Consider the following 2,529-nt stretch of genomic DNA (forward strand, 5'->3'; position numbering starts at 1 on the left):
CCCAGCCGGTACCGGCCGGGACGGTCTGCTCGGCCACCGCGGCGGTCTGCTCGACACGCGGTGCCGATCCCGCGGTGAACAGCAGGCCGGCCAGGAACGCCGCGGCGGCGGTGCCGAGCACAGCGGCCGCGATGCGGCGTCGTTTCAGGCCGCGGCGACCCGGGGTGGCGGCGCGGGGTTCGACGGGACTCTGCGCGACGGCGGCGCCGTAGGCCAGTGCCAGGCCGGGGGCGGTGTCCGGGGCGACCATGACGCCCAGCGCTCGGTTCAGCGGCACGGTTTCGACGTCGGCGATCCCGAGGTCGTGGAGCTGGGCGCCCAACCGGATGCCGTCGCGGCTGACCTCTTCGACCCATGTCAGCCGGATGCGGTCGACGCGGTGGCCCCCGGCGGCGGCGATCATCCCGGCGCCTCTGGCGGCCGCACGAGCAATCTCGGTGCCGGGCTGGAACGTCAGCTCATCGTGGTCGACGATGACGCCTTCGACGTCGTCGACCAGCACCCAGACGACCGCTTGCGAGGTCAGCGAGAGCCCCAGAACCATGCCCACGGGCGTCCCCTTTCCGTCGTTTCGCGGTGTGTGCGATGTATCGGGCGGCGCTGAGCTGGTGTTACAACCCGGGCGCCGGCCCCCGGGTACTGGACACCGCTCACCCCACGCCATAGTCTCCTCCCAAAGGTCGGCTCTCAGACCTTTAGGTCCCGGGCGCCCGCGCTCGCGCACGGCCGGCAGCAGCGTAACGCCGCGCCGCGCGCCACGCGCGGCGTACGCGGTACGGCACCGTCGCCGTGCCGCTCCTTCGCGTACCGTCTGATCCGCGAATCATGTTGCGCATCCGTTGATTTCGCGACACCGTTATGACGTCGGCGCGCTACTCCGGGGAGTAGTGTGCTAGCTCACGACGCGGAAGGGAGTCCGTTACATGAGCGGCGAAGGTCGAAGTACACACACCGTGCGCGGCGTGGAGGCGCACCGGGAGTCCGAGACGTATCTGCAGAAGCGGCAGCTGAAGACCGGCAGCGCGGGCTGGATCCTGCTCGCCGGGCTCGGCATCAGCTACGTGGTGTCCGGGGACTACTCCGGCTGGAACTTCGGCCTCGGTCAGGGCGGCTTCGGCGGCCTGGCCATCGCCGCGGTCGTGATCGCGGCGATGTATCTGGCGATGGTCCTCGGCATGGCCGAGATGTCGTCGGCGCTGCCCGCCGCCGGTGGCGGTTACACGTTCGCCCGCCGGGCGCTCGGACCGTGGGGCGGATTCGCCACGGGCACAGCGATCCTGATCGAGTACGCGATCGCGCCGGCCGCCATCGCGACGTTCATCGGCGCTTACGTCGAGTCGCTGAATCTGTTCGGGATCACCGACGGATGGTGGGTCTACCTCGTCGCCTATGCGATTTTCATCGGCATCCATCTGTCCGGTGTCGGCGAAGCGCTCAAGGTCATGTTCGTGATCACCGCGATCGCGCTGGTGGGCATCGTGGTGTTCGCGATCGCGGCGATCCCGCGGTTCGACACCGCCAATCTCACCGACATCGCGGTCACCGACGCCGCCGGTGCGTCGCCGCTGCTGCCGTTCGGCCTGCTCGGGGTGTGGGCGGCGATCCCGTTCGCGATCTGGTTCTTCCTGGCGATCGAGGGTGTTCCGCTGGCGGCCGAGGAGGCCGAGCAGCCGGAGCGCAACGTCCCCAAGGGCATCATCGCCGGGATGGCGGTACTGCTGGTCACCTGCGTGACCGTGCTGGTGCTGACCACCGGGGCGGGCGGCGCCGCGGCGATGTCGGAGTCGGGCAACCCGCTGGTGGAGGCGCTCGGTGACAGCGCATGGGCCAAGGCCGTCAACTACATCGGGCTGGCCGGTCTGATTGCGAGCTTCTTCTCCATCATCTACGCCTACTCGCGGCAGCTGTTCGCGCTGTCGCGGGCCGGATACCTGCCCAAGATCCTGTCGGTGACCAACAGGCGCAAGGCCCCGACGCTGGCGCTGATCGTGCCCGGCGTCATCGGGTTCCTGCTGTCGCTGATCGGCAAGGGCGACCTGCTGCTCAACATGGCTGTGTTCGGGGCCGCGGTGAGCTACGTGCTGATGATGGTCAGTCACATCGTGCTGCGCAGGCGCGAGCCCGACATGCCGCGTCCGTACCGCACCCCGGGTGGGGTCGCGACCACGGGTTTCGCGCTGGTGATCGCGGTGCTCGCGGTCATCGCGACGTTCCTCGTCGACAGTGTCGCCGCGCTGTGCTGCCTGCTCGTGTTCGCCGCGTTCATGGCGTACTTCGGTATCTACAGCCGCCACCACCTGGTCGCCAACTCCCCCGACGAGGAATTCGCCGCGCTGGCGGCTGCCGAAGACGAGCTCCGGTGACCGCCGGGCCCGCCGCCGCGTCCCCGCGGCGGCGGAGGCGTCACCGGCCGAAGCCGGCCTCCCGCAACGCCTGAGCCATCGAGCCGGCCGGTCGGCTCTGCTCTTTACGGCCGGAGTTGTTGGACCGCTGCGGGTTTCGCTTCGTCGCGGCGGGCCGTTCGCCGCC

General features: G+C 69.9%; 2 protein-coding genes. One reads left to right on the top strand and one right to left on the bottom strand.

Annotation, left to right across the window (positions count from 1 at the left end):
* Positions 1–544: DUF7159 family protein (locus tag MVA01S_RS29520; protein ID WP_494337740.1), on the bottom strand; the 544-nt coding region annotated here is incomplete at its 3' end.
* 379 nt (positions 545–923) lie between these two features.
* Between MVA01S_RS29520 and eat the strand changes: the two genes are divergently transcribed.
* Entirely contained in the window at positions 924–2,363 is a 1,440-nt protein-coding gene (gene eat / locus MVA01S_RS29525) for an ethanolamine permease (RefSeq protein ID WP_174539015.1), read from the top strand.
* The last annotated feature ends 166 nt before the right edge of the window (positions 2,364–2,529 follow it).

It is taken from the genome of Mycolicibacterium vaccae NBRC 14118 = CIP 105934 (assembly GCF_001552715.1).
Taxonomy (GTDB): domain Bacteria; phylum Actinomycetota; class Actinomycetes; order Mycobacteriales; family Mycobacteriaceae; genus Mycobacterium; species Mycobacterium vaccae.